23 protein-coding genes are annotated in these 26,236 nt (G+C 70.1%); 14 read left to right on the top strand and 9 right to left on the bottom strand.

Annotation, left to right across the window (positions count from 1 at the left end; translation table 11 throughout):
* Positions 1-4 precede the first annotated feature (4 nt).
* Entirely contained in the window at positions 5-559 is a 555-nt protein-coding gene (locus F0U63_RS36360) for an NUDIX hydrolase (protein WP_395837328.1), read from the top strand.
* A 25-nt stretch (positions 560-584) separates the two neighbouring features.
* Here the strand turns inward: F0U63_RS36360 and F0U63_RS36365 are convergent, their stop codons facing one another.
* The gene (locus tag F0U63_RS36365) at positions 585-1,598 is read right to left on the bottom strand and encodes an alpha/beta hydrolase (protein ID WP_395837330.1); all 1,014 of its coding nucleotides are present in this window, start codon (positions 1,596-1,598) and stop codon (positions 585-587) included.
* A gap of 229 nt (positions 1,599-1,827) precedes the next feature.
* On the opposite strand from F0U63_RS36365, the gene F0U63_RS36370 reads away from it, so the two are divergent.
* The 4 genes from F0U63_RS36370 (at position 1,828) to F0U63_RS36385 (ending at position 7,487) form a co-directional block, all read left to right on the top strand.
* Complete coding sequence (locus tag F0U63_RS36370) at positions 1,828-2,634, top strand: 1-acyl-sn-glycerol-3-phosphate acyltransferase (protein WP_395837332.1); 807 nt, start codon at positions 1,828-1,830, stop codon at positions 2,632-2,634.
* Entirely contained in the window at positions 2,631-3,611 is a 981-nt protein-coding gene (locus tag F0U63_RS36375) for an SDR family oxidoreductase (protein ID WP_395837334.1), read from the top strand. Before F0U63_RS36370 ends, F0U63_RS36375 begins: the two co-directional genes overlap by 4 nt.
* Positions 3,612-3,690: 79 nt before the next feature.
* Positions 3,691-5,934 carry a DUF4139 domain-containing protein gene (locus F0U63_RS36380; protein WP_395837336.1) on the top strand — a complete coding sequence of 748 codons (2,244 nt, stop codon included), beginning with the start codon at positions 3,691-3,693 and terminating at the stop codon, positions 5,932-5,934.
* The gene (locus tag F0U63_RS36385; protein ID WP_395848483.1) at positions 5,934-7,487 is read left to right on the top strand and encodes a mucoidy inhibitor MuiA family protein; all 1,554 of its coding nucleotides are present in this window, start codon (positions 5,934-5,936) and stop codon (positions 7,485-7,487) included. Before F0U63_RS36380 ends, F0U63_RS36385 begins: the two co-directional genes overlap by 1 nt.
* Here the strand turns inward: F0U63_RS36385 and F0U63_RS36390 are convergent.
* From F0U63_RS36390 to F0U63_RS36410, 5 genes are read right to left on the bottom strand one after another with little or no spacing between them, the layout of a single operon-like run.
* The gene (locus tag F0U63_RS36390) at positions 7,484-8,737 is read right to left on the bottom strand and encodes a hydroxymethylglutaryl-CoA synthase family protein (RefSeq protein ID WP_395837338.1); all 1,254 of its coding nucleotides are present in this window, start codon (positions 8,735-8,737) and stop codon (positions 7,484-7,486) included. The two genes, F0U63_RS36385 and F0U63_RS36390, sit on opposite strands and share 4 nt — an antisense overlap.
* Before the next feature lie 27 nt (positions 8,738-8,764).
* Positions 8,765-9,805, bottom strand: coding sequence for an alcohol dehydrogenase catalytic domain-containing protein (locus tag F0U63_RS36395; RefSeq protein ID WP_095989520.1), 1,041 nt, complete (start codon positions 9,803-9,805; stop codon positions 8,765-8,767).
* 30 nt (positions 9,806-9,835) lie between these two features.
* Positions 9,836-10,570, bottom strand: a complete 735-nt coding sequence (locus tag F0U63_RS36400; protein ID WP_002643410.1) for a CoA-transferase subunit beta — start codon at positions 10,568-10,570, stop codon at positions 9,836-9,838.
* A complete protein-coding gene (locus tag F0U63_RS36405) occupies positions 10,567-11,367 on the bottom strand; it encodes a CoA transferase subunit A (protein ID WP_395837341.1) in 801 nt (266 codons plus the stop codon). The genes F0U63_RS36400 and F0U63_RS36405 overlap by 4 nt, the downstream gene beginning before the upstream one ends.
* Complete coding sequence (locus F0U63_RS36410; protein WP_395837343.1) at positions 11,364-12,038, bottom strand: TetR/AcrR family transcriptional regulator; 675 nt, start codon at positions 12,036-12,038, stop codon at positions 11,364-11,366. Before F0U63_RS36410 ends, F0U63_RS36405 begins: the two co-directional genes overlap by 4 nt.
* 352 nt (positions 12,039-12,390) lie before the next feature.
* Between F0U63_RS36410 and F0U63_RS36415 the strand changes: the two genes are divergently transcribed.
* Positions 12,391-15,243: an ATP-binding protein gene (locus F0U63_RS36415; protein WP_395837345.1), complete on the top strand. Its 2,853-nt coding sequence runs from the start codon at positions 12,391-12,393 to the stop codon at positions 15,241-15,243.
* A gap of 13 nt (positions 15,244-15,256) precedes the next feature.
* On the opposite strand, the gene moaC is transcribed toward F0U63_RS36415, so the two are convergent.
* Genes moaC through trxB form a run of 3 tightly spaced genes read right to left on the bottom strand, consistent with a single transcriptional unit; the run spans position 15,257 to position 17,857 of the window.
* Positions 15,257-15,700, bottom strand: coding sequence for a cyclic pyranopterin monophosphate synthase MoaC (gene moaC, locus F0U63_RS36420; RefSeq protein ID WP_395837347.1), 444 nt, complete (start codon positions 15,698-15,700; stop codon positions 15,257-15,259).
* Complete coding sequence (locus tag F0U63_RS36425; protein WP_395837349.1) at positions 15,697-16,890, bottom strand: trans-sulfuration enzyme family protein; 1,194 nt, start codon at positions 16,888-16,890, stop codon at positions 15,697-15,699. The genes moaC and F0U63_RS36425 overlap by 4 nt, the downstream gene beginning before the upstream one ends.
* 7 nt (positions 16,891-16,897) lie before the next feature.
* Positions 16,898-17,857, bottom strand: coding sequence for a thioredoxin-disulfide reductase (trxB, locus tag F0U63_RS36430; RefSeq protein ID WP_395837351.1), 960 nt, complete (start codon positions 17,855-17,857; stop codon positions 16,898-16,900).
* A gap of 83 nt (positions 17,858-17,940) precedes the next feature.
* Between trxB and F0U63_RS36435 the strand changes: the two genes are divergently transcribed.
* The 8 genes from F0U63_RS36435 (at position 17,941) to F0U63_RS36470 (ending at position 26,195) form a co-directional block, all read left to right on the top strand.
* Positions 17,941-18,399 carry a cyclic nucleotide-binding domain-containing protein gene (locus F0U63_RS36435; protein ID WP_002643403.1) on the top strand — a complete coding sequence of 153 codons (459 nt, stop codon included), beginning with the start codon at positions 17,941-17,943 and terminating at the stop codon, positions 18,397-18,399.
* 92 nt (positions 18,400-18,491) lie between these two features.
* Positions 18,492-18,869 (top strand): response regulator, encoded by a 378-nt coding sequence (locus tag F0U63_RS36440; protein ID WP_395837353.1) that lies wholly within the window; start codon positions 18,492-18,494, stop codon positions 18,867-18,869.
* Positions 18,870-18,903: 34 nt separating this feature from the next.
* Positions 18,904-21,675 (top strand): ATP-binding protein, encoded by a 2,772-nt coding sequence (locus tag F0U63_RS36445; protein WP_395837355.1) that lies wholly within the window; start codon positions 18,904-18,906, stop codon positions 21,673-21,675.
* On the top strand, positions 21,672-22,355 hold the full coding sequence (locus F0U63_RS36450) for an Hpt domain-containing protein (RefSeq protein ID WP_395837357.1): 684 nt from the start codon (positions 21,672-21,674) through the stop codon (positions 22,353-22,355). Before F0U63_RS36445 ends, F0U63_RS36450 begins: the two co-directional genes overlap by 4 nt.
* Positions 22,356-22,760: 405 nt before the next feature.
* Positions 22,761-23,945, top strand: a complete 1,185-nt coding sequence (locus F0U63_RS36455; RefSeq protein ID WP_395837359.1) for a heparin lyase I family protein — start codon at positions 22,761-22,763, stop codon at positions 23,943-23,945.
* A gap of 11 nt (positions 23,946-23,956) precedes the next feature.
* On the top strand, positions 23,957-24,511 hold the full coding sequence (locus tag F0U63_RS36460; protein WP_395837361.1) for a TlpA family protein disulfide reductase: 555 nt from the start codon (positions 23,957-23,959) through the stop codon (positions 24,509-24,511).
* Positions 24,512-24,667: 156 nt separating this feature from the next.
* A complete protein-coding gene (locus F0U63_RS36465; protein ID WP_395837363.1) occupies positions 24,668-25,231 on the top strand; it encodes a bacterioferritin in 564 nt (187 codons plus the stop codon).
* Positions 25,232-25,421: 190 nt separating this feature from the next.
* Complete coding sequence (locus tag F0U63_RS36470) at positions 25,422-26,195, top strand: 2,3-dihydro-2,3-dihydroxybenzoate dehydrogenase (protein ID WP_395837365.1); 774 nt, start codon at positions 25,422-25,424, stop codon at positions 26,193-26,195.
* The last annotated feature ends 41 nt before the right edge of the window (positions 26,196-26,236 follow it).

The following is a 26,236-nucleotide window of genomic DNA, read 5'->3' on the forward strand; positions in this document are numbered from 1 at the left end:
CGGCATGCGCCCGATTCCACCGTGGCCCCGCCTTCGCCGGGGCCTGGAGCACGACTACACCATCCTCACCGTCCGCGAGGACATCGTCGCGGACCCCCGTACCGGCCAGGAGCACCCCCGGGTGCGCATCGACTGCGGGGACTGGGTGAACGTCATCGCGGTGACGCGCGAGGAGCAGCTCGTGCTCATCCGCCAGTACCGCTTCGGCATCTCCGCGGTGACGCTGGAGGTTCCCGGCGGCATCGTCGAGCCCGGGGAGGACCCGGCCCTGGCCGCCGCGCGCGAGCTGGAGGAGGAGACGGGCTACGTGGCGGGCCGGGTGGTCGCGCTCGGCTCGGTCCATCCCAACCCCGCGCTCCAGGGCAACCGGTGCCACAGCTACCTGGCGCTCGACTGCGTGAAGGCCCACGAGGGCAACCCGGACGCCGGCGAGGACATCCGCGTGGAGCTCCACCCCCGCGAGGCCCTCCCCCGGCTCATCCTCGAGGGGAGCATCACCCACTCGCTGGTGGTGGTGGCCTTCTACCTGGAGCACCTGCGCGCCACGGCGCCCCGTTGACGTGTCCCCCGGGCGCGCGAGGCGCTCAGCAGCCCACCAGGCGCAGCCACAGGGCGATCATCGACCAGCTGCGCAGCCGGTTGCGGTGGCCGTTCATGGCGTGGCCGATGTCGTCGATCGTGTCCACGAACACGTACGGCGAGCGGGGATAGGCCCGGGCCTCCTGGGCGGCGTAGGCCGCGGGCGCCACCGCGTCGAACTCGCCCAGCTGCACCATGACGGGCACGGTGAGCTTCTCGGCCGGGATGGGCTCCGGGTTCTTCAGCAGGGTGAAGAGATCCACGAGCTGGCCGCGCGGCACGAAGTCCGCCTCGGCGTTGTCGCGGGCGATGACCGCCGGGTCCGCGTTGCGCGGATAGTAGAAGAGCCCGGTGCGCAGCTCCTCGGGAACCTGCACGTAGGGGCCCTGCTGCAGCAGCGGGCCGAAGACCTCATCCCCCACGGGCAGCGCGTGGTAGGTGTTGAGCCAGCCGGTGAGCACCACCGCATCGGCGTCCCGGTAGTACGCCTGCGCGTAGGTGATGGTGAGCGCGCCGTTGGAGTGTCCCACGTAGAGGATCTTCTCGAAGGTGTTGCGCGCCGCGGTCGCCTTGAGCCGCTGCACCACCTGGTGCAGGGAGCTGGCCGACTCCGACAGATCGATGAAGTCCCCCTGCGGCTTGTCACTCTCGCCGGTGCCCAGCAGATCCAACGCGAGCACCGCGAAGTGCTGGCGCGCCATGTAGCGCGCGTAGGAGTAGTCCTGGCGGTTGACCTCCGGCAGGTCCCAGTAGTTGTGGTTGTAGGTGATGCCGTGCACGAGGATCTGCACCGGCTTGTTCTTCAAGCTCCCCTGGTAATAGAGGTAGCCCACGAGGTTGTAGACGCGACCGTCGGACAGGCGGACGGGGAACGTGCGCCGCTCCACCTTGATGCCGCCCCACGCGCTGGTCTCGGCCCCGGTCTCGGCCTCCACCGCCGCCGCCCTTCCCGGAACCAGGCACAGCCCCGCCACCACCAGGGCCATCCACATGCTCATCCACCGGACCGTGTTTTTCATTCGAGCCATCCTCATACGACTGTCCTAGAAACATCAATGTACACTAAAAACAAGAAGGATCCGATAGCCTGGGATTGCGAAGTTGTACAATTTTTACACGAATATCCGACATTTCTCTTTTTTCTAAGAAATTGGCTTTTTATTGAACTGGGGCGACTCGTGACAGCATGAGGCGTGCCCCGCTCCGCCGGAATCTGACACCATGGTTGGCCTCGGAGGGACAGACGGCGTGAGGCGACAAGAGGTGCAGGAGCGGCTGGAGCGATTGGAGTTGCCGTTCAACGCCTATGGGGTGGATCCCTACGGGGTGTCGCGGTGGCACCTGGGGGTGGTCTTCGAGGCGATGGCGTTCTTCTACCGGAACTACTTCCGGGTGAAGTGCCATGGAATCGAGCACGTGCCAGCCCGGGGCCGGGCCATGCTGGTGGGCAACCACTCGGGAGGCGTGGCGGTGGACGGGGCCATGGTCGTCACCTCGTGCTTCCTGGAGGCCAATCCCCCCCGGCTGGCCCAGGCCATGGCGGAGAAGTTCATCGGCGCCATGCCCCTGGCGTCGGTGTGGGCCAGCCGCTGCGGCCACTTCACCGGCCTGCCGGAGAACGCGCAGCGCCTGTTGGAGGACGAGCGCTTGCTGCTCGTGTTCCCCGAGGGGGCGCGGGGCACCGCGAAGCTCTACACCCAGCGCTATGACCTGGTGGACTTCGGCACGGGCTTCGTCCGCCTGGCGCTCAAGACCCGCACCCCCATCATCCCCTTTGGTTTCCTGGGAGGAGGCTCGGCCATCCCCACGGTGGCCAATCTCTACGGGCTGGGCCGGGCGCTCGGCATGCCCTACGTGCCCGTCACTCCCTACCTGCTGCCGCTGCCCCTGCCGGTGCCGCTGGAAATCCACTACGGCGAGCCCCTGGTGTTCGAGGGGACGGGCAATGAGGAGGACTCGGTCATCCAGGGCTATGTGGAACAGGTCAAGACGCGCATCGCGGACATCATCGAGAAGCGTCGCCACGAGCGCTGGCAGGGGGGAGTGAAGCCATGAGGGTGCTCATCCTGGGGATCACCGGAGCGGTGGCGCGGCGCGTGGCGGTGGGCCTGCACAAGCGGGGGCACACGGTGGTGGGCATCGACACGAGGCCCTGGCCGGACGCGCCCAAGGGAATCGAAGTGCACGTGGAGGACCTGCGCAAGCGGGCGGCCGAGGACCTGTTCCGCACCCGGCGGCCCGAGGCCGTGGTGCACATGGCCACGGTGACGTCGCTGCGCGTACAGGGCGAGGAGCGCCACCGCATCAACCTGGGCGGCACCCGCGTGGTGTTCGAGCACTGCCAGGCGTACGGCGTGAAGCACGCCGTCTTCGTGGGCCGCCATACCTTCTACGGGGCGGCCCCGGACTCGTCGCTCTACCACACCGAGGACGAGCCCCCGAAGGAGCTGGCCTCGTTCCCGGAGCTGGCGGACCTGGTGGCCGCGGATCTCTACGCGTCCACGGCACTGTGGCGCACGCCGGAGCTGGCCACGTCGGTGCTGCGCGTGTGCTACACGCTGGGGCCCTCGGCGCAGGGCACGCTGGCCACCTTCCTGCGCGGCCGGCGCGTGCCACTCGTGGCGGGGTATGATCCGCTCTTCCAGTTCATGCACGAGGACGACGTGGCGGCGGCCATCGTGCACTCGGTGGAGAAGCGGCCCCGGGGCATCTTCAACGTGGCGGGGCCCCAGCCGCTGCCGCTGTCCGTCATCGTCCGCCAGGCCCAGCGCATCGGGGTGCCCCTGCCGCTCGCGGTGCTGCGCCAGCTCATCGGCCGCTTCGGCCTGCCCCGCCTGCCCCCCGGGGCGCTCAACCACCTGAAGTACCCCATCGTGGTGGATGCCCGGAGCTTCCAGGCCGCCACGGACTTCCGCCACCAGTACGACGAAATCCAGACCGTCCAGTCCTTCCTGGAGGCCAATCCCCCACCGCCTCCCCACCGCGAGCAGGTGCTTCACCGGCTGGAGGCGCTCGGCGTGATGAAGCGATAGCCCCATCCCGCACTCGCGCTCCGGCGCGCGCACCGCTAGCCTGCTCTCTCGCGGCGGAGCAGCCGCCGAGGGGGCTTCGATGATCGTCGTACCGTCCACGTTGGATGCGGTCACCGTCCATACCGAGGGGGCACTCTGCACACGCCTGGCCTCGGTGCCGTGCGAGCGGGGAAGCGTTCCAAGTCAGGTGCGCATCGAGGGACTGCCGCTGAGCCTGCGCATCGGCTCGCTCCGGGCGGCCGTCCTCCAGGGGCCCCCGGGCCTGTGCGTGCGCGAGGTGCGGCCCGTCCTCGACGTGCGGCTGCCCCCGGAGGCGGACCTGCCCGCCACCCAGCGCGCCCTGGAAGAAGCCCAGGAGAAGCTCGCCACCGTCTCGGCCGAGTTGGAGCGGCTGCAACGCGACGTCCTCACCCTGCGCAACCTCAAGCCCTCCTTCCCGCCGCGCCCCAAGGACGAGCCCCGACCCCCCCGTGAGCCCGCCCTCACCTCCGTGCTCGCACTGGCGGACTTCGTCGACCGGGAGCTGGCCACCCTGCACACCCGGCAGCTCGAGCTGGAGCGCCAGCAGCGCGACGCCGCCACCGAGGTGGAGCTGCGCCGGCGGCGGCTGGAGGAGGGCTCGTCCGCGGCGCGGAGTCAACGCGCGCAGTTGCACCGCGCCGTCGTCCTCACGCTGTCCGAGGCGGGTTCGGAGGCGGGCGCGCCGGACACCCGCGTCCAGCTCGCGCTCGAGTACGCCGTGCCCGGCGCCCGCTGGGTGCCCGGGTACGACTTGCGGATGCCGCGCACCCTCGATGGGGGCTCGCTGCGCATGCGCGCCTCCATCCTCCAGCGCACCGGCGAGGACTGGAGTCAGGTGCGCGTGTCCCTGTCCACCGCGCGTCTGGAGCGGCGCGCCGAGGTGCCCGAGTTGAAGGCCCTGCGCATCGGCCGGCGCCAGCCCCCTCCGGCGCGCTCGGGCTGGCGGGAGCCGCCTCCGGGACTCGACGAGCTGTTCGCCAGCTACGACGCCGCCCAGCCCCCAAGTCCTCCGCCCCCCGCCCCACCCGCGCCCGAGCGCACCCGCGTCCGCGAGTTCGCCATGCCTCCGGCGCCCCAGCGCATCACCCAGTCGATGCCCGTGGTGGGAGGCGCCGCCAGAGGGGGCCCGGGCGGAGGAGGGCCGCCTCCCCCCGCCATGTCCGCGCCGCCACCGCCGCCCGCGCCCGCGCCTGGCGCGGCCCCCCCCTCCGCCAAGAAGAAGTCCATGGCCCCACTCATGCGGCGCCAGGAGGAGTCCGACGAGGAGGTCGAGCTGGAGCTGGCCGACGAGCCGGCCCCCTTCATGGATCTGATGGAAAAGGAGGAAGGGGACACCACCGCTCCGTTGACCCTGGAGCGCTCCCGCTCCGCCAGCCGGCCGCCGTCCCCTGCTCCGGCCCCGGAAGAGTTGGAGCCGGTGGTCGACCTGCTCGACTACGCGAGCCTCGTGATGGGCTCCGCGCAGGAGCCCGGGGCGCGGGGACGGTTGCGCCCCCAGCGCGAGACCCTGCCGCACGAGCAGCTCGTGGTGCTGGGCGTGCACCTGCACGTGGATGTGTTCGCGCTCATCGCCTCGTCGGAGCAGGAGGCGGAGGCCCTCCAGCAGGAGGAGCCCCCGGCCTGGTGCGTGCCGCCCGACCACTCCACGCCCCACTTCGATCACCGCTTCGACGTGGAGGCGCGCGTGGAGGTGCCCTCGGATGGGCGCTGGCACACCGTGCCGGTGTTCTCCGCCCCGGTGGGCCTGAGCGCCGAGTACGTCTGCGTGCCCTCGGTGGAGCCGCGGGTCTTCCGCACCGTGAAGGTGGAGAACCGCACGCCCCATGCGCTACTCGCCGGCCCGGTGGATGTCACGCTCGGGGACGAGTTCCTGATGACGTCTCCCCTGCCCACGCTCGTGCCGGGCGCCACCCAGCGGCTCGGCCTGGGCGTCGAGGAGGCCCTCAAAGTGTCGCGACACACGCGCTTCGATGAGCTGTCCGGCGGCATGTTCAACAACGCCAGTACCCTCTTGCACCACGTGCGCGTCGAGCTGGCCAACCGCACCTCCCAACGCGTCACCGTGGAGGTGCTCGAGCGCGTGCCGGCCGTGCCTCCCTCGGAGAAGGACATCAAGGTGGAGGAAACCGAGGTGAAACCCCCGTGGAGCAGGCGCGTGCCTCCGCCGGGAGAGCCCCCCGTGGAGGGCGAGCGGACCTGGAGGCTCACCCTGCAACCCGGAGAGACCCAGACGCTCAGCGCCGCGTGGACCGTGCGGATTCCCTCGAACAAGGTGCTCGTGGGCGGCAACCGGAGGACATGATGCATCCCCCCATTCATCTGCCCATCGTCAAGGTCACCGTGCTCGAGGACCGGGCACTGGTGGAGCGCCGCGCGGACGTGGTGCTGTCCCCAGGTGCCCAGCTCGTGCGCGTGGAGGGCCTCTCCCCGCTCGCGGTGGACCGCTCGCTCCAGGCCCAGCTCGCCGGAGGCAGCGTGGCGCAGGCGCGCCTGCACCGGGCCTGGAAGCAGCAACCCCGTGAGGGCTCGCCCGAGGGCAAGACGGAGCCCCGCCGCCGCGTGGACGCGCTGGAGGCGGAGTGGAAGCGCGCCCAGGTGGACGTGCAACGGCTCCAGTCCCGCGTGGAGGTGGTGAACGCGGCACGCGAGGACGTGCTGCGCGCCATCGCCGAGTTCGCCGGGGCTGGCGAGGCCCGGCTGGAGTCCTGGCACGAGCAGCTCGAGACGGTGCGCGCGAGCACCACCGCCGCCGAGGAGGCCCTGCGCCAGGCGAGGCAGCACACGGAACGGACACGGCAGCGGCTGGTGGAAGCCCAGGCGGCGCTCGCCCAGGGCGAGCAACCCGAGCCCCTCCTCGTCACCACCGCAGAGCTCCAGGTGGATCACCCCACGGGCGGGAGCGTGTCCCTGCGGCTCAGCTACCTGGTGCCGTGCGCGGTGTGGCGGCCCGCCTACCGGGCCACGCTCGCCTCCACCGGGGGCGGTGAGTCGGTGACGCTCGAGTGCGAGGCCGTGGTGTGGCAGCGCACCGAGGAGGAGTGGAAGGACGTGGAGCTGCTGTTCTCCACGGCCCGGCCCACCCTGGGAGCCTCCCCGCCCCGGCTGGTGGAGGACTGGCTGCGGCTGCGCGACAAGAGCGAGCAGGAGAAGCACACGGTGGACGTCTCCGTGCGCGAGGAGGTCATCCAGAAGACGGGCGAAGGGCAGGCCCACCAGACGGAGGAGCTGCCGGGACTGGACGATGGCGGCGAGGCCCTGACGCTCACGGCGCGCCACCGCGTCACCCTCCCCTCCAATGGAGCGCCCCACCGGGTGCCGCTCTTCGCGTTCAGCTCGCCGGCGGTGTCCGAGTTCGTCGGACACCCGGAGCACTCACCCCTGGTGCACCGCGTGGCGCGCTTCGACAACCGGGGCCCGGCCGTGCTGCTGGCGGGCCCGGTGGAGCTGGTGCGCTCGAGCGGCTACGTGGGCCGTGCCCAGCTCAAGTTCACCGGCGTGGGCGAGCGGCTCGCGTTGGGCTTCGGCAGCGAGGACACGCTGCGCATCGTCCGCCAGACGGACGTGAAGTACGACACCCAGCGGCTCACGGGACGACGCACGCGAACCCATCTGGTGAAGCTCTTCCTCTCGCACACCGGCGAGCGCCCCGTGCGCGTGGCCATCGAGGAGCGCATGCCCGTCTCCGAGGTGGAGGCGGTCGAGGTGAAGCTGCTTGAGGAGCAGACGCGGCCCGCCCCCACCAAGGTGAGCGAGGAGGGCATCCTGCGCTTCGAGCTGGCCGCCCCACCCCGCTCCCAGCAGGAGCTGACCCTCGCCTACGCGGTGGCCAGCTCCGCCAAGGTGTCCGGCCTCTAGCCCGCGGCGTAGATGCGACGGAAGTCGCGGATCTCCTTGAGGCGGAACTCGCCCGGCGCCGGGGTGATCGCCTCGGGCGCCTCGTAGGGCAGGTTCATGATGCGCTCGTACTCCGCCACGGAGACGCGCTCGCGGCGGGCGAGCACGCCCTCCACGTCCGCCTTGGCCATGCGCTCGGCGGCGTTGGCGCCCACCACCGCGGAGTAGAACTCCGAGCAGCTGCCGCTGCCGTAGGACAAGAGGCCCACGCGCTTGCCCGCGAGCGCCGTGCCCTCGGAGTGCAGCAGGCCCGCGAGCGCCAGGTACATGGACGCGGTGTACACGTTGCCCACCCGGGCGTTGAGCGTCAGCGACGAGGCCACCTGGGCGTCGTAGCTGGCGTTGGACTTGGCCGCCGCCTCGCGCGCCTCCGGGGTCAGCTCACGGCCGTTCGCCGAGTCCTCGAGGTCCACCTGACGCAGCTGGGTGTGGGCCTTGCGCGCCATCTTGCAGAAGGGCACGTGGTAGATGATGCGCGCGAGCTGCTCGCTCGGCAGCGTGTCGCCCCAGCGCACCACCTCGTGCGCCAGCGCGCGCTCGCGCCAGCCGCGGTACGCGCCCGAGAGCGCGTCCAGGTAGCAGTTGATGGAGTAGTGCCCGTCCACCACCGCCTCGCGGCGGCCGAGCGGACGCCAGAAGTCATACACGTCCACCGTGCACACGCCGTTGAGGCCGATGTCGAGCGCGAGCAGGTCCGGCTGCTCGGAGACGAGCAGCGCCACGGCGCCCGCCCCCTGCGTGGGCTCGCCGGCGGTGTTGAGCCCGTAGCGGGCGATGTCCGAACACACCACGATGGCCACGCGGCCGGCGCCCGCGCCCGAGGCGATCCACTCGGCGGCGGCCATCAGGCCCGCGGTGCCGCCGTAGCAGGCGTGCTGGGCGTCGAAGGTGCGCATGGAGCGCGGCAGCTTGAGCAGGCCCTGCACGTGCGAGGCGACGGCCTTGGAGTGGTCGACGCCCGTCTCGGTGCCCACCACGAGCATGCCAATGCGCGACACGTCCACGTTCTGCTGCTGGATGAGCCGGGCGGCGGCCGACGCGGCGAGCGACACCGAGTCCTCACCGGGATCCGCCACCGCCATCTCCTTGGCGCCCAGGCCCGAGGTGTACTTGGCGGGATCCACTCCGCGGGCCTTGGCCAGCTCCTCGATGTCGACGTACCGGCGGGGCACCGCGATGGCCAGCGCTTCGATTCCAACTTGTTTCTTCATGACGAGTTCCTCGCTCGGGGAGATGGATTACTGCGTGTCTTGGGGAAGGAGCACCAACCGGCCCGCGATCTCGCGGTTCTCCAGTCGGAAGTGGGCCTTGCCGGCATCCGCCAGCGGCACGGTCTCGGACACGAAGGGACGGATCTTCCCCTCCGCCACGAGCCGCAACGACTCGTCCAGCTCCTCGCGCGTGGTGGCGTAGGCGCCGATGATCTCCAGCTCCTTGACGATGACGAGGCCCGGGTTGAGGTCCACCTTGCCCGACTCCAGGTTGCCCACCACCACCACGCGGCCGCCCGGCGCCATCGCCTTGAGCGTCTGGGCGAAGGTGGCGCTGCCCACGATTTCAATCGCCACGTTGACGCCCTCGCCACCCGTGCGCTTGCGCGCCTCGGCCGCGAAGTCCAGCCCGCGCGACACGATGACCTCGTCGGCGCCCGCCTCGCGCAGCGCCTGCACCTTGGCCTCGCCGCTCGTCACCGCGATGACGCGCGCGCCGTCCAGCTTCGCCAGCTGCACCGCCGCCAGACCCACGCCGCCGCTGGCGCCCGTGATGAGCACCGTCTCGCCGTCACGCACCCGGGCGCGCGTGCGCACCGTGTGCACCGCCGTGCCCAGCGTGCAGCACACCGTGGCCGCCACCGGCCAGGACAGGTTCGCCGGCACCCGGCCCAGGCCCATCACCGGCGCCGTCATGTACTGCGCGTAGCCGCCGGAGATCTCCTCGCCGAAGAAGCGGTTGTCCTTCTTGCACAGGCTGTTGCGGCCGCTCTTGCACAGCGCGCACTCGCCGCACGACAGCCGCTGCAGCGTGGCCACCCGGTCTCCCACCTTCCAGCCCGGCGTGTCCGGCCCCACCTCCACCACCTCGCCCGCCGCCTCGTGGCCGAGCACCGCCGGCACGTGGGTGCGCGGCAGGTTGCCCTTGCGGTTGATGACGTCGTGGTAGCACACACCACAGGCATGCACGCGGATGAGCACCTCACCGCGACCCGGACGGGGATCCGGCAGGGTCTCCAGGCGCAGGTTGCTCGCCTCACCGAACTCACGCAGAACGACAGCCTTCATCCAAGACTCCTGCTGGGAAAAGACGCTGGCTCAAGCCCCCACGAGCTGATCGCGGTAGCCATGGGAATCGATCGACCGGATCGCCGCGACGGTGCGCGCGTCCGGCAACGGGGTGATGGACAGCCGCTCCTCGGCCTGGAAGGAGAAGCCGGTACGCTCGGAGATCTGCTCGACGCTCGCCCAGGGGTGGCGCGCGAGCAGCCGCGCTCCCGCCGCGCCCAGCTCGAAGACGCCGAGATCCGAGATGAGCCGCACGGGACGGCGATCATCCCGCGTGGTGGCCACCTGCACCTGGGGCACCAGGTTGCGGCGCGACTGCCGGGGCACGAGCAGGATGGGGCGGCGCACCCACTGGCGCAGCGTGGCCGCGCCCGCCACGCCGGGGAACTTGGTGCGCGGCTCGCCGAGCCGTCCCGAGGCCGTCATGTTCGTGCGGCCCAGGCCATCCACCTCGGCGGCGCCGAAGAACACGGTGTCCACCCGTCCCCGGCGCGCATGGTCGAAGAGGTCCGGAATGGACACCTCCGCCGAGCGCCCATCCAGGAAGCGCAGGTCCTCCGACGAGGGGTGCAGCGTGGGCAGGTCCGGGTTGAGCGAGCCCACACACGCCAGGTACGTCAGGCGGGGGGCATGCGTGGCGCGCGCCACGGCGATGGCGAGGATGGCCAGCGGCGAGGCCACCCCGGTGGCCACCACGGCGCCGTCCTCGATCTCCCGGGCGAGCAACGACACCACCACTTCGGCGGGAGTCACGTCCGCGCTCATGCCACGCTCCGCTTGCTCAAGAGTTTCTCCAGGAACTCCGCCTCGTGGCCGGCCTCGGCCAGGGCGAGGTAGTCCGCCAGCATGGCGTCGTCGTGCGGATAGAGCCCGGCGCACCCGGAGGGCAGCGCGCCCCCGCGCGAGAGCGCCACGCGCTCCACCTGGAAGCCGGGGATCGTCACCCGGGGCAGCCGCGCCACGCGCTCCTCGGCCGTCGCCAGCACCCGCTTCGCCGCGCCCGCCACCAGCAGATCCGTGGTGGGGTCCTCGATGAAGAGGTTGCCCTGCTCGTCCGCCGCCCGCGCGTGGATGAGCGCCACGTCCGGGTAGAAGGCCGGCTCCACCGGAACGGGCTTGCCGGTGAAGGGATCCGTCACCGTGGGCAGCGGCTCGGCGTCGGCCAGCTCGGACACGTCCGCGTCCGGCGCGGGGATGAAGGGCAGGCCCATGGACGCCGCGCGCAGCCGCTGCACCACGCGGTAGCCATCATGCTCGCGCCAGGAGATGCGCCCCTGCTCGATGGCCCGCTTGAGACACGGCAACGGCCGCACCCGCCCCTGCAGGTGCAGCGCGCCAAAGGGCAGCTCCACCCGGGACAGACAGCCCCCGGCCACCAGGAACTCGGCGGGCAGGGGGTTGGGCAGCGACATCACCTGGAGGTTCTTGCGGCCCTGCGCGATGAGCTCCAGCACCAGCGCCATGGGCGCGCGCCCGAGCATGAAACCACCCGGAGCCAACCACGCCCCGTCCGGAATGGTGGCCACCAGCTCGGCCACGCTTCCCCAACGACCCGCCTTCATGATGCACCTCCGGAAACGGGCGGGCGCTCGCGGGACAACGGCGAAGGCGCCCCCGGGACCACTCCAGGAGGGGTCACCAGGCCCGTGAAGAGCAGATCCACCATGTCGTCCGCCACCTGGGTGGCCGTCAGCCGTCCCCCGGGTTGGAACCACTTGTAGATCCACAGAATCATGCCCAGGAACGAGAACGCGGCCACGGTGGGCTGCACGGCGCGAATGCGGCCCAGGCGCATCGCCTCGGCGAACGAGTCCTCGAGGAAGCGCACGTAGCGCTTCTTGCGCTCATCAATGGAGGCCCGGGCCTCGCCGGTGAGCGTGTTGTGCTCGTGGAGGATGATGATGACCTCCTTGCTGCACCCGCCCATCAGCCCCGTCACCAGGTGGATGTTCAGCCGCATGCACTCGCGCAGCCGCTCCACCGGATCCGCCAGGCCCCGCACCTTGTCGAGCACCTCGTGCTCGAAGGCGCCCATGCCGTAGCTCATGATGTCGGAGAGCAGCTGCTCCTTGTTCTGCACGTGGTGGTAGAGCCCCGCCTTCGTCATGTGACACGCCGCGGCAATCTCCTGCATCGACGTGCCTTCGTAGCCGCGCTCGCAGATGAGACGGGCCGCCGTCTCCAGGATGGCCTGGTAGCGCTCGCCGTCCTCCTGCTTCCGACCCGAATGCATCGCGTGTCCGCTCCCTCGATTCCCGTCCGCCATGCTCTTCCCAACCACCTACCGACCGGTCGGTAATTCCCACGAGTCAACATTCAGCGTCAAGGGAGAAAGGGAGTTCAGGTTGAAAGCTACAGCAGGACTGTATGACTTTAGAGGAGAGAGGCTTCACGAGGAGTATGTCCTACATGACATGCCGCGGCGCGGCGCGGCTTGACGGCATATACGGGGAGTACGCGACCATCTCGAATTGATGGATGCGACCGGACACGACGCGGGCGGCCTCGAACCATCCACCTCCTGGCTCGTGAACGGGGGCGAGATGGGCGACCGTATTCGTGCCAAGGACTGGTCGGAGACCCCTTTGGGCCCCATCGAGTCGTGGCCCCTCTGCCTGCGCACGGTGGTGTCGCTGTGCGTGGCCTCTCCCTTCCCCATCCTCATCGCCTGGGGGCCCCGGCGGGTGATGCTCTTCAACGATGGCTGCCGCGCGCTCAGCGGCGGTCCGCCTCCGCACCTGCTTGGCCAACCCCTCGGCCAGTATTGGGGAGCGGCCTGGGCGGAGGTGCGCGGCCATTACGACAAGGCCTTCGCGAGCCAGCCGGTCATCCTCGAGAATCAACCCTTGTTCCGCGATCGCGGCGGCCTCCTCCAGGAGACGTTCTTGTCGGGAGCCTTCAGCCCGATCCGGAATGAGAGCGGAGAGATCGTGGGGGTGTGGAACCCCCTCACCGAGACCACCCGGCAGGTGTTGAACGAGCGCCGGACCCGGGCGCTGCGCGACGTGGCCATGGCCATGGCCAATGCCCAGACACTCCCGGAAGTCTTCACGCTCGCCGCGCGCACGCTCGAGAAGTACGAGCGCGATCTTCCCTTCACCCTCTTCTATGCCCGGGGTGCCGGGGGAAGCACCCTGCGGCTGGTGAGCAGCACGGGCCTCCCGCATGGCACGGCGGCGAGTCCCTCCGTCCTGTTCTCCCACGGGGACACCGCCGGTGGATGGCCCCTCGAGGAGGTGATGCGCACCGGCCAGCCCGTCCGGGTCGGACACCTCGTGGAGCGCTTCGGTCCCCTGCGCTGTGGGCCGTATCCAGAGCCGCCCCGGGAGGCGGTGGCGCTCCCCATCCGCCTGCCAGGAGAGGAAGAGCCCACCGCGCTGCTGCTGACCGGGGTGAGCTCACGTCTGGAGTGGAACGAGCCCTACCTCGAATTCCACCGCCTCCTGGCGAGCGCGGTGAGCACCGCCGCCCTCCAGTGTCATGCCCGGGAGGAGCAGCGCAGGCGCACGGGGGCGCTCGCCGAGCTCGACCGCATCAAGGCCGCCTCCCGGGAACAACAGGTCCGCCATCAACAGGAACAGCTGTATCAGCTCCTCACGCAGGCCCCCGCCGCCATCGCCGTCTTCAAGGGGCCCGAACACGTCTTCGAGTTCGTGAACAATCATTATCAGGAGTTCACGCGCCACCGGCCCCTCCTCGGCAAGCCCGTTCGGGAGGTGTATCCCGAACTCGAGGGGCAGGGCCTCTTCGAGCTGTTGGATCAGGTCTATCGAAGCGGCGAGCCCTTCATGGGCCAGGAACTCGCCGCCCGGGTGGACCTCGAGGGGAACGGCCGCATCGAGGAGTTCTTCCTCAACATCACGTACCAGCCCCTGCGCGGTTCGGACGGGCGGATCTCGGGAGTGATGACGTCCCATTTCAACGTCACCGACTGGGTGAAGTCACGGCGGTGGGAGGAGCAGCACGCGGCCCAGCTGGAGGCGGTCATCCAGAGCATCCCCGACGGGGTCTGCATCGCCGACACCTCCGGCCACATCCGCACCAATCGGATCGATCCGGCGATCCTGGGCTCCAGCGGCATCGCGGACGCGCTCCAGCGGGCCCTGCGGGGAGAGTCGTCGACCCGCGAGGTGTACCTGGCCCAGGCCGGCAGCGAGAAGCAGCGGGTCATCCGCTCGGCCACCGCGCCCGTGCGGCTGCGCGAGAGCATCGTCGGGGCGGTGAGCATCAACGTGGACATCACCGAGCGCAAGCGCGCCGAGGCGGAACGGGAAGTCCTGCTGGCCAACGAGCAGGCGGCCCGGAGCGAAGCGGAGCGGGCCAACCGGAAGAAGGACGAGTTCCTCGCCCGGGTCTCGCATGAGCTGGCCACCCCGCTGGTGGGAATGCGGCTGTGGCTGGAGCTGCTCCAGACGGACCCGGGCAGGAGCACGGAGGCGATCTCCGCGCTGACCCAGTGCACGCAGAGCCAGTCGAGGATCGTCCACGATCTGCTGGACACGGCGCGAGCCCTCTCCGGCAAGCTGAGCGTGATGCTCGAGGCCTGCGAGCCCGGCGAGCCCATCCAGGCGGCGGTCTCCGACCTCATGCCCCTGGCGAGGCAGAAGGGCCTGGCGCTCGAGATGCTCCTCCAGGAGACGCCCCTGGTGCAGGCGGACCCGAGGCGGATGCGGCAGGTGGTGTCCAACCTGCTGTCCAACGCCGTGAAGTTCACCCCGCCCGGAGGAAAGGTGGAGGTCCGCCTGGAGCCGGAGCGCGGAGGCGTCTGCATCGTCGTCCAGGACACGGGCAGGGGCTTCCCATCCGAATTCCAGCCGTTGCTCTTCTCGCCCTTCCGGCAGGAGGAGGAAGGCACGACACGCGCCAACGGCGGACTGGGCCTGGGGCTCGCCATCGTGCGGCAGTTGGTGGAGTTGCAGGGCGGCACGGTGTGGGCGGAGAGCCCGGGCCGGGGCCAGGGCGCGATCTTCACCGTGTGGCTGCCCGCGCACGAGGACACCGGCGAGCCCCTCCGCGCCGAGAACACGAGCGCCGTCGCGCTCCAGCTCGAGGGCCTCCGGCTGCTGCTGGTGGAGGACGACGCGCTCACGCGCACGGCGGTGGCGTCGATCCTCGAACACCATGGCGCGCGCGTGGAGGCGGTGGAGAGCACGGTGGCCGCGCTCTCCGTGCTGGGAGGCACCAGCGGATTCGACGCGCTGGTGTGCGACATCGCCATGCCCCAGGAGGACGGCTACAGCCTCATCCGCAAGGTCCGCGCGATGAGCGGGCCCATCAGCCAGGTGCCCGCCGCCGCGTTCACCGCCCACATGCGCGAGGAGGACCGCCTCCAGGTGCTCGAGGCGGGGTTCCAGATGCACATCCCCAAGTCCCTCGAGCCCGACCAGCTCATCGCCCAGCTCAGGACCCTGGTGGGCGAGCGGCCCGCGAAGTCCTGAGCCGAGCGGAGCCTTACGTGCCCTCGCTCCGATCCCACGTCCCGGAGCGGCCCCCGGCCTTGTGATCCAACTGGACGCGCTCGAGCACCATGCCCCGGTCCACGCTCTTGCACATGTCGTAGACGGTGAGGGCCGCCGCGCACGCCGCGGTGAGCGCCTCCATCTCCACGCCCGTTCTATCCACCGTGCGCACCGTCACGCGGAACTCCAGCCCGTCCTCCACCGGGGTGGGCTCCACCTCCACCCCTGACAGGGCGATGGGGTGACACAGCGGGATGACGTCCGGCGTGCGCTTGGCCGCCATCACCCCGGCGAGCCGCGCGGCGGCCAGCACATCCCCCTTCTCCACCTTGCCCTGGAGGATGCGCTCGATCGTCGCCGGGAGCATGCGCAACCGCGCGGTCGCCACCGCCACCCGCTCCGTCTTCTCCTTGCCTCCTACATCCACCATCTTCACCGCTTCATCGCCTCCGACACCGCGGCGATCAGATCGTCGGCGATGTCATCTGGATCTTCCAACCCCACCGAGACACGGATGAGGCTCTCGCCGATGCCGGCCGCCTGCCGCTCCTCGGAAGTCATGCGGCGCGCGCTCGCGCTGGCCGCGTGCATCACCAGCGTGCCCACGTCTCCGAGCGAGGGCGCCGCGCGCGCGAGCTTCACCGCCTCCAGGAAACGGAAGCACTCCGGACGGCCCGCCCCCTGGATGTCGAAGGCCACCATGCCGCCAAAACCCCCCTGCAGGACACGCCGGGCCACCGCGTGATCCGGATGATCCGTCAGGCCCGGGTAGTGCACGCGCGAGAGGAGCTTGCAGTCGGAGAGCCGCCGGGCCACGTGCGCCGCGTTCTCGGCATGGACCTTCATGCGCACCGGCAGGGTGCGCACCCCGCGCAGGGTGAGCCACGCCTCGAAGGGGCCCAGCACGTCCCCGTGGAGCAGGCGCGCGGCGCGCAGGGGCGCGAGCTTCTCGCGGCTGCCACTCACCGTGCCGCCCAGGGCATCGCTGTGCCCGTTGAGCCACTTCGTCGTGGACTGGATGGAGTAGTCCGCCCCCAGCGCGCACGGCCGCTGGCCATACGGAGACGGGAACGTCGCGTCCACCGCCAACGGCGCGCCCACCTCCCGGCAGGCCTGGGACAGCGCCTGGAGGTCCGGCACGCGCAGGAGCGGGTTGGTGATGCTCTCGGCGAGCACGAACCGGGGGCGCAGCGCGCGCAGACGCTCGGGTGCCGAGGGCTCCGAGAGCACGAGCGCCTCGATGCGTGCCCCCGCCCGCTCGGCCAGGTTCTTGAAGAGCAGGCGGGTGACACCATAGCCATCCGCCGGCATCACGAGCGTGTCCCCCGGCTTGAAGCGCTGCGCATCGAAGACGGCGCGCAGCGCGGCCATGCCACTGGAGTAGGCCACACACGCCTCGCTGCCCTCCAGCGCCGCCACCGCCTCCTCCAGCAGCGCCGCGTTGGGCGCGGCGATGCGCGAGTAGACGTAGTCCTTGCCGTCCAGGGCCTCGTCCAGCTCGTCGCTGTTGTCGAAGAAGCTCACCGCGGACATCTGGATGTGCGGCACCACGGGCTGCGACTTGCTGCCCGTGAGCCGCGAGCCCGCGTGGACCGCCACCGTCTGGGGTTTGGTGCTCGTGCTCATGGGGGGCTCAGGCGCCTTCCTCGATGAGCCAGCGCTCCGCGTCGATGGCGGCCATGCAGCCCGAGCCCGCGGCGGTGATGGCCTGGCGGTAGTAGCTGTCCTGCACGTCGCCACAAGCGAACACCCCGGGCAGCGACGTGCGGGTGCTGCCGGGCACCGTCTTGAGGTAGCCCGAGGGGTGCAGCTCCAGCACGCCCTGGAACAGGTTCGTGGTGGGCGTGTGCCCGATGGCCACGAACAGGCCCGTGGCCTCCACCTGCCGCGCGTCGCCCGTCTTGAGGTTGCGCACCACGGCGCCCGTCATCCCGCGCTCGTTGCCCACCACCTCCTCGACGGCGCTGTCCCACATGAAGGAGATCTTCGGGTTCTTCAGCGCCCGGTCCTGCATCACCTTCGAGGCGCGCAAGGAGTCACGCCGGTGGACGACGGTGACGCTCTTGACGATCTTCGCCAGGTACGTGGCCTCCTCCATGGCGGTATCGCCGCCGCCCACCACCAGCACGTCCTGGTTCTTGAAGAAGGCCCCGTCGCACGTGGCGCACGCGGACACACCCCGGTTCTTGAACTGGTCCTCGCCCTTGACGTGCAGCCACTTGGCGCTCGCCCCGGTGGCGATGATGACGGTCTCCGAGTAACAGCTCTCCGACTCGCCCTGGATGAAGAAGGGGCGCTTGGACAGGTCCACCTTCACCACGTTCTCCATGTGGATGACGGTGCCAAAGCGCTCGGCCTGCTTCTGGAAGTGATCCATCAGCTCCGGCCCGGTGATGCCCGTGGGGAAACCCGGATAGTTCTCCACCTCGGTGGTGACCATGAGCTGGCCGCCGGGCACGCGCTGGGCGTCCTCGAGCGTGGGGCCACCGGCGAACATGACCGGCTGCAGGTTGGCGCGCGCGGCATAGATGGCCGCGGTGTAGCCCGCGGGCCCCGAGCCAATGATGGTCACCTTGTTGATCTTCTCCGCCACGGGTCGTCGCTCCTGTTTGTCGAAGGGAAAGGGGTTGCCACCGTACCAGAGCCCCTCCGGTCATGGTACGAAGCTGCGACACCATGGATGCCTTGCTCCTCAAGAAGGTTGCGCTCTTCGAGGGCCTCACTCACAGTCAACTCCACCGGGTGGCGACGATCGCCCGGCCCCGAGGCTACGAAGCGGGCGCCTGTCTGTTCCGGGAGGGGGAGGTGGGCAAGGAGATGTTCATCCTCCTGGAGGGCAAGGTGCGCATCTCCCAGCAGGTGCCCGGCATGGGCGAGGAGGCGCTCGCCATCCTGGAAAAGGGCCAGTACTTCGGGGAGATGTCGGTCATCGAGGACATTCCCCGCTCGGCCGACGCGTTCGCCCATACCGCGTGTACGCTGTGGGTCATTGAACGTGAGCAGCTGGATCAGCTGATGTTCACGGACAAGGATCTGGCGTATGTGCTGTTGTGGAGCTTCGTCCGGACGCTGTCCGTGCGACTGCGGGAGTCGAACGAGAAGATGAAGACGTTCCTGGCGCTCTCGCGGTTCTGAGGCAAGGGGGGAGAAGCCAGCCACCCACCAGGGCCCCGGCGCGAGGCCAGGGCACGCTTGAGCGTTGGCGCCCCCGCGCCCGGAGGTTGCTCATGACGATTCACAAGGTCCTGCTCGTGGACGACGAGGACGACATCCGCACCATCGGCCAGGTGAGCCTGAGCCGGGTGGGCGGCTGGCAGACGGTGCTCGCCTCGTCCGGAGCCGACGCGCTGCTCAAGGCCGCCGCCGAGCGGCCCGACCTCATCCTCCTGGACGTGATGATGCCGGGCATGGACGGGCCCACCACCCTCGCCCGGCTCCGGGCCCAGGAGGCCACCGCGGCCACGCCCGTCATCTTCATGACGGCGAAGATCCAGAAGCAGGAGGTGGCGCGCTACCTGGAGCTGGGCGCCGTGGGCGTCATCGGCAAGCCCTTCAATCCGCTCACCCTGCCCGCGGACATCAAGAAGCTGTTGCCGTCCACCTGAGCCCGCCGTCCCGCGCGCGATGAACCTTCCCGCCGTGAGAGCCCGCTTCGCCCAGCGCACCCTGCTCGCCACGGGGGCCCTCGCGCTCCTGTGCGTCGTCTTCGCGCTGGGCCGTCCCCTCGCCTCCGCCGAGTACGACCAATACCGCATCCAGTTGCGCCAGCTCCGGGTGGAGAGCAACGCGCTGGAGCGCGACCTGCTCCAGTTCCACCTGGGCCTGTCGGACACGGTGGACAGCCCACCGGAGTCCTTCGCCAGGCTCCGCGGCGAGGTGGAGGAGCTGCGGCGCTTTCCGCCCCAGTGGCGGACCGAGGAGCAGCGGAAGTTGAGCACCGCGCTGGACGGCTACGTGCGCGCGCTGGTGGACGAGGAGCTGCTGCACACCCGTCTGCGGCAGCTCGAGCAGCGCCGCGACGAGCTCCAGACGAACCTCGAGCGGACCGCCGCCGAGCTCGCCACCCAACAGCCGCCAGGAGAGCCGCGCGAGCGGGTCCGGCTGCTCACGCGGGCCATCCGGGGCGGCGCGCAGGACGGTGACCTGCCCCACCTGGAGGACACACTCGCCGCCCTCGAGAGGGAGCTGGCCGGCCAGCCCGGCACGCGGGCGCCGCGCGCGAAGCTGGAAGCGGATGCCCGGGGTCTGCTCGCCCGGGCGAAGGAAGCCCGGGAGACGCTCCAACTCATGGTGGAACGCGCCGCCAGTCCCGCGGCCGATCAGGTCATCAGCACCTACTTCCAGGTGCACGAGCAGGCGCAGGCGCGCGCCGAGCGCTTCCGCATCGTCCTCTTCGTCCTCACCCTGCTGCTCGCCGCCTTCGTGCTGCGGGTGCTCTGGCGCCTCACCCGCGCGAGCGAGGCGCTCGACACCCTCAACGCGGAGCTGGAGCGGCGGGTGGAGGAGCGCACCGCGGCGCTGTCCACCGCCAACGCGGAGCTGCGCGAGAGCGAGGCGCGCAAGGCGGCCATCCTGGAGAGCGCCCTCGACGGCATCATCACCCTGGACGAGGCGGGCCGCATCCTGGACTTCAACCCCGCCGCGGAGCACATCTTCCGGCTGCGCGGCGCCGAGGCCCTGGGCCGTGACTTCCGCTCGCTCGTGCTGTCCGCGTCGGTGAAGCCCGAGCAGCACCTGGCGGTGACGCGGGCCCTGCGCGCCGACGCCGTGGCGGGCCAGGCCACGCGCCTGGAGTTGCCCGCCCTGCGCACCGACGGCTCCAGCTTTCCCGCCGAGCTCACGCTCCTGCGGGTGCGCAGCGAGGGCCCTCCGCGCTTCACCACCTACGTGCGCGACATCACCGAGCGCCAGGAGGTGGAGCGGCTGAAGAACGAGTTCGTCTCCACGGTGAGCCACGAGCTGCGCACGCCCCTCACCTCCATCCGCGGCTCGCTGGGCCTCTTGGATGGCGGCATCCTCGGCGAGCTTCCCACGGCCGCGCGGGACATGGTGCGCATCGCCTGCTCCAACACCGAGCGCCTCATCCGCCTCATCAACGACATCCTCGACCTGGAGAAGATGGAGTCCGGCATGCTGGAGCTCAAGCTCCAGCCGGTGGAGAGCACCGAGGTCATCGAGACCACCTTCAGCGGCGTGCAGGCCATGGCGGATGGCGCGCGCGTGCGCCTGCGCCACCAGGTCATCGGCGCCGGCACGGTGCGGGCGGATCGGGACCGGCTCATCCAGGTGCTCACCAACCTCGTCTCCAACGCCATCAAGTTCTCCCCCGTGGACGGCGAGGTGGAGGTGACGGCCGCCCAGGACGCCCGCGGCCAGGTGCGCTTCACCGTGAAGGACCAGGGGCCCGGCATCCCCCCGGACAAGCGAGACCGGCTCTTCGGCAAGTTCCAGCAGATCGACAGCTCGGACTCGCGCACCAAGGGCGGCACCGGCCTGGGGCTCGCCATCTCCCAGGCCATCGTCGAGCAGCACGGCGGCCACATCGAGGTCCACGGCGAGCCGGGCGAGGGCGCCACCTTCTCCTTCGCGCTGCCCTCGGCCCGGGCGGGCTCGGGCGTCGTGTCGCGGGTGATGGACGACTCGCGCCACTCCATCCTCGTGGTGACCACGGACGGGGAGCTGTCCGGCCGCATGCGCGGCCTGCTCACCCACGAGGGCTACCGCGTGCTGCGCACCCCCTCGCTGGAGGAGGCCGAGCGGCTCATCGAGGTGGGCGCGCCGGACGCGCTGGTGGTGGATCCCCGGCACACCGAGGGCCGGGAGCTCGACTTCGTGCGCCGGTTGCGCGAGCAGCCGCGCACCCGGGAGCTGCCCATCATCATGCTCACCGAGCAGCACGAGGGCGCCGTCCAGCCCCTGCTCGTGGACTGGATGCTCAAGCCCTTCGACGAGCCCAGCTTCCTGCGCACGGTGCGCTACGCGGTGCGCCAGCCCGGCCAGGCGCGCGTGCTGCTCGTGGATGACGACGTGGCCACGCGCCAGGTGCTCCGCACCCAGTTGGAGCGGCTCGGCGCCGTCTGCTACGAGGCCCAGGATGGAGAGGACGCGGTGGCGCTCGCGCGCGCCACCCCGCCGGATCTCATCGTCCTGGACGTGGGCCTGCCCCGCATGGACGGCTTCGAGGTGGTGGACATCCTGCGCCAGGGCAAGGGCCGCGGCACCCCGCTCATCGTCTTCACCGGCAGGGACTTGTCCTCGGTGGACGAGCACCAGCTCACGCTCGGCCATACCCGCCACCACATCAAGACGCGCACCACCGAGGAGGCGCTGATGACCTCGGTGAGGGAGCTGCTCAACGGACTGCTGGCCCAGGACGAGGGCGGCCACGGGCCCCACAAGGAGGCGTCATGATTCGCCGCAAGCTCCTCTTCCTGGAGGACGGCGGGGAGCCCCGGTCGCCCATCGCCGCCTACCTGAGCGAGCGCGGCTACCAGGTGGAGACGGCCCTCGGCGTGGCGGAGGCCCGCGCCGCGCTCTCGCTCGAGCGGGTGGACGCCGTCATCGTGGACCGGCTGCCCCCGGGCATGAGCGACACGGCGCTCATTCAGGAGCTGCGCCGCGCGGATCCCCACCTGCCCGTCCTCTTCGCCTCCGCCTTCCCCAAGGATCTGCGCGCCCACGCCCCCGCGCCCCAGGAGCTCGTCGCCTGGGTGGAGAAGGCCGTGGTGCCCCGCCCTCCCCCGCCGCCCGCGCGCTCCCTGATGGACAACGCCGAGGACGCGGACATGGCGGCCATGCTGGCGGCCCTGAAGGCCGAGTACCTGGAGCGCCTGGGCGACAAGGTGCGCGAGCTGTCGGACGCGGTGCTGCGGGCCCGGACCGGGCAGGCCCCGGATCTGGAAGAGGTGTCCTCGCTCGCCCACAGGCTGTACGGCACCGCCGGCTCCTACGGCTTCCACGCGGTGAGCACCGCCGCGGGGCGCATGGAGTTCCTCCTGGAGTCCGCCCGGACGCGAGGGACGGCCCCCGACTGGAACGCCGTGCAGGAGTCGCTGCGGGAGCTCACCCGGCTCGCCGGGGGCGAGGGCTGATCCCCCCGCGCGCGGCCCTCAATCCCTTTCAGTACTCCGTGACGAATGAATGCCGGTGAAAATCCATGCACCGCGCGGCGCGGACGTCTGTCCATGGAATTGAAACTCTCCCATTACAATGGAATATCCAATTCCTGGCCGCCTGGACAACAGGCAGGCAAGCGATTTATGTATTGAATAGAGAATATCTTTGAGAGATGCTGAGAACGCGCGAAATCCCAGGCGTCCCCACGCCGGCGTTACTCAGGAGCACACGAGAACGAGCCCTCTCCCCTCTCCCGCACGCCAGGAGCCTCACGGTTCCCCTGACGTGAAGGGAGGGGCGCGTCCCGCCGTCCCCCCACCCGTCTCCGGGTGAAAAGCCTCGCACCGTCTGTCTTTTCCCCGCCCCCAGGAAACCTCTCCGTGAACAGAACACTGCTGCTGGCAGATCTATTGCTTGTCATCGCCGTCTCCGCGTGCGGCGCACCCAATACCTCTGACACCGGAGGCACACCTGACAACCATGTCGCGGATGCCTCCACGACCCTGGTCGTGCAGAACTGCACCCCCCTCACGGCCCAGTCGGTGCTGGCCAGTGGCAATGATGGCAATGGGCCACAGAACACGATGGATGACCAGCTCGGCACGCGCTGGAGCAACCTCGGCAAGGGCTCGTGGATCGACTATGACCTGGGCTCGCTCAAGAGCATGCAGGGCGTGGCGATCGCCTGGCACGAGGGCAACCTGCGCGCCAATACCTTCATGATCTCCGTCTCCCCGGATGGGATGAACTACACGCCGGTCTACTCGGGCACGAGCACCGGCACGACGACGGCGGCGGAGACGTACACCTTCAGCGCGCTGACCTCGCGCCGCCTGCGCATCACCTTCCAGGGCAACACCCTCAACGAGTGGGCGAGCATCGCCGAGGCGCGCGTGTGCGCGGGCCCCGCCACCGCCTCCGGCGTGGTGTGGAAGGCGGACTTCGAGACGAAGGATCGCTCGCAGTGGGACAGCGAGCAGATGGTGAGCGCGGACCGGCTGGCGGTGGTGACCTCGCCCGTGCGCCAGGGCAGCTACGCCCTCAAGGCCACCGTGAAGCAGGGCGATGATCCCATCAACTCCAGCGGCAACCGCAACGAGCTCATCCAGATGACGAACGAGCCCTCGGGCTCGGAGTACTACTACCGGTGGAGCACGATGTTCGCCACGGACTTCCCGAGCGCCAAGACGTGGCAGCTCTTCACCCAGTGGCACCAGAGCGGAGACAGCGGCTCGCCCCCCGTGGAGTTCTACGTGTACGGCGAGGAGGTGCGGCTGAACATCGGCGGCAGCCCGGGAGTCATCGTCTGGAAGACGCCGCTGGTGCGCGGCAAGTGGCACGACTTCATCTTCCACGTGAAGTGGTCCGCCAGCGCCAGCGTGGGCTTCGTCGAGCTGTACTACGACGGCCAGCTCGTGCTGCCCAAGAGGTACATCGCCACCCAGTTCTCCGGCCAGGTCAACTACCTGAAGGTGGGGCTGTACCGCAGCGACACCGTCGCGCCCACGGGCGTCGTCTACCATGACAACTGGATGATGGCCCGCGGCCTCCAGGACGTGCTCTAGTCCCCCCCTCGATGGACGACGAGCAGCGCGCACCAGGTACACGACTCGGACAGTTCTGGCACCGGCTGCGCCGCCCCGCGTGGGCGCGCCTGCTGATGGACGTGCTGCTGCTGGCGCTGCTCTTCACCGGGGTGAGCCTCTGGCAGACGCGCCACCTGCCCACGGGGGCGCCCGCGCCGGATCTGCTGCTGCGCCCGCTCTCCGGCGGCGAGCCGGTGCGCCTGTCCTCGCTGAGGGGCAAGCCCGTGGTGCTCGCCTTCTGGGCCCCCTGGTGCGGGGTGTGCAAGGCCGAGTCCTCCACCCTCTCCGCGCTCCAGGGCATGGTGGGGGACTCCGCCCGGGTGCTGTCCGTGGCGGTGGCCTACGAGGACGAGGCGGACGTACACCGCTTCGCCCGGGAGCAGGCCGTGGACTACCCCGTGCTGCTCGGCGGCTCCGAGGCGATGCGCGCCTTCTCCCTCGAGCAGTTCCCCACCACCTTCTTCATCTCCGCGGAAGGCCATATCGAGCGCGCCTCCGTCGGCTACACCACCCGCCTGGGCCTGCTCTGGCGCCTGTGGCTGTGAAGGCCCGGGGCCCACGTACCGCCTGACTGGCCGCCCGGTGAGGAAGAAGCCGAGCGTCCCTCGCGCCCTCTCGAATGCTCTCCCCGGGATGGGTGTTGCGGGGCACCGTGCTCAACGTGGTGGAGCAGGCTCCAGGTTCCTCAAGGGAGATCCACCATGTCCGACAATTCCCAACCATTCCTGACCGACATCACGGAGATCCGCCGCCGGGCGCGCGAGCACCTGGAGCGAGGTGCCCTCACCCAGGACTACGAGGGGGATGTGCAGCTCACCGTCAAGGTGCTCAACGAGGCGCTGGCCACCGAGCTCGTGTGCGTGCTGCGCTACAGCTCGCACGCCGTCGCCGCGCAAGGCATCAACAGCGAGTCGGTGAAGGCGGAGTTCCTCGAGCACGCGAGGGAGGAGAACGACCACGCCATGCGGCTCGCCGAGCGCATCAGTCAACTGGGCGGTGAGGCCAACTTCAATCCCGAGGGCCTGCTGACACGCAGCGCGAGCCAGTTCATCCAGGGCAGGAACCTGGTGGAGATGATCCGCGAGGATCTGATCGCCGAGCGCATCGCCATCCAGACCTACCAGGAGATGATCCGCTACTTCGCCAACCATGACCCGACCACCCGGCGCTTGTTGGAGGAGATCCTCGCCAAGGAGGAGGAGCACGCCAACGACATGCATGACCTGCTCGTCGCGCACCAGGGCCACCCGATGCTCAACAGCTGAAACTCCAGGACCTCGTGAGTCCCTCCCGCCTTCCACCCGGAAGAGCGGGAGGATGACCTCCCAGGTCTCCTCCTCCACCAAGACCCAGACATCCTTCTCTTGACAAGCCACGTCAAGACATGGGAGGAGACTGCCCCGAAAACGATAATGAGAACCATTCTCATTATCAAGTTCTCACGAGGAGAATCGGATGGGGACGAAGGCCCAGGTGGCGCTGGTGACGGGAGCGGCGCAAGGCATTGGGGCAGCGGTGGCCCGTGCGCTGGCGGGTGGCGCGACGATCGCGGCGCTCGACACGAAGCAGGCGGGGTTGGAGGCGCTGGTGACGGGGCTGCGCGAGCGGGATCGCCGGGCCGAGGCCTACGTGGCGGACGTGAGTGACGCGGCCGCCGTGGAGGCGGTGGTGGAGCGCATCGAGCGCGAGCTGGGCCCCATCACCACCCTGGTCAACGTGGCGGGCGTGCTGCGCATGGGCTCGGTGCTGACGCTGTCGGACGCGGACTGGGCGACCACGTTCGCGGTCAACACCCACGGCGTGTTCCACGTCTCGCGCGCGGTGGCCCGGCGCATGGTGCCGCGCAAGTCGGGCGCCATCGTCACCGTGGGCTCCAACGCCTCGAGCGTGCCGCGCATGCAGATGGCCGCCTACGCCGCCTCCAAGGCCGCCTCGACGATGTTCACCAAGTGCCTCGGCCTGGAGCTGGCCCAGCACGGCATCCGCTGCAACGTGGTGTCCCCGGGCTCCACCGACACGGAGATGCAGCGCCTGCTGTGGACGGACGAGAACGGCGCGAGCGCGGTCATCGCCGGCGCGCCCGAGACGTTCCGCGTGGGCATCCCCCTGCGCCGCATCGCCACGCCGGAGGACATCGCCGAGGCCGTGAGCTTCCTCGTGTCCGAGCGCGCCCGCCACATCACGCTGCACGACCTGTGTGTCGATGGCGGCGCCACCCTGGGCGCCTAGGCGCCATGTCCGTATCCCCCTCCGAATCCCCCAAGGAGACC

The organism is Cystobacter fuscus (genome assembly GCF_044360685.1).
In the GTDB taxonomy this organism is placed as follows: Bacteria; Myxococcota; Myxococcia; order Myxococcales; family Myxococcaceae; genus Cystobacter; species Cystobacter fuscus_C.

Bases quoted from the DNA above. Each gene is read 5' to 3' on its own strand.
- F0U63_RS36360 (WP_395837328.1), top strand. From the start codon at position 5: ATGCGCCCGATTCCACCGTGGCCCCGCCTTCGCCGGGGCCTGGAGCAC.
- F0U63_RS36365 (WP_395837330.1), bottom strand. From the start codon at position 1,598: ATGAAAAACACGGTCCGGTGGATGAGCATGTGGATGGCCCTGGTGGTG.
- F0U63_RS36375 (WP_395837334.1), top strand. From the start codon at position 2,631: ATGAGGGTGCTCATCCTGGGGATCACCGGAGCGGTGGCGCGGCGCGTG.
- F0U63_RS36380 (WP_395837336.1), top strand. From the start codon at position 3,691: ATGATCGTCGTACCGTCCACGTTGGATGCGGTCACCGTCCATACCGAG.
- F0U63_RS36385 (WP_395848483.1), top strand. From the start codon at position 5,934: ATGCATCCCCCCATTCATCTGCCCATCGTCAAGGTCACCGTGCTCGAG.
- F0U63_RS36390 (WP_395837338.1), bottom strand. From the start codon at position 8,737: ATGAAGAAACAAGTTGGAATCGAAGCGCTGGCCATCGCGGTGCCCCGC.
- F0U63_RS36395 (WP_095989520.1), bottom strand. From the start codon at position 9,805: ATGAAGGCTGTCGTTCTGCGTGAGTTCGGTGAGGCGAGCAACCTGCGC.
- F0U63_RS36400 (WP_002643410.1), bottom strand. From the start codon at position 10,570: ATGAGCGCGGACGTGACTCCCGCCGAAGTGGTGGTGTCGTTGCTCGCC.
- F0U63_RS36405 (WP_395837341.1), bottom strand. From the start codon at position 11,367: ATGAAGGCGGGTCGTTGGGGAAGCGTGGCCGAGCTGGTGGCCACCATT.
- F0U63_RS36410 (WP_395837343.1), bottom strand. From the start codon at position 12,038: ATGCATTCGGGTCGGAAGCAGGAGGACGGCGAGCGCTACCAGGCCATC.
- F0U63_RS36425 (WP_395837349.1), bottom strand. From the start codon at position 16,890: ATGAGCACGAGCACCAAACCCCAGACGGTGGCGGTCCACGCGGGCTCG.
- F0U63_RS36435 (WP_002643403.1), top strand. From the start codon at position 17,941: ATGGATGCCTTGCTCCTCAAGAAGGTTGCGCTCTTCGAGGGCCTCACT.
- F0U63_RS36440 (WP_395837353.1), top strand. From the start codon at position 18,492: ATGACGATTCACAAGGTCCTGCTCGTGGACGACGAGGACGACATCCGC.
- F0U63_RS36450 (WP_395837357.1), top strand. From the start codon at position 21,672: ATGATTCGCCGCAAGCTCCTCTTCCTGGAGGACGGCGGGGAGCCCCGG.
- F0U63_RS36460 (WP_395837361.1), top strand. From the start codon at position 23,957: ATGGACGACGAGCAGCGCGCACCAGGTACACGACTCGGACAGTTCTGG.
- F0U63_RS36465 (WP_395837363.1), top strand. From the start codon at position 24,668: ATGTCCGACAATTCCCAACCATTCCTGACCGACATCACGGAGATCCGC.
- F0U63_RS36470 (WP_395837365.1), top strand. From the start codon at position 25,422: ATGGGGACGAAGGCCCAGGTGGCGCTGGTGACGGGAGCGGCGCAAGGC.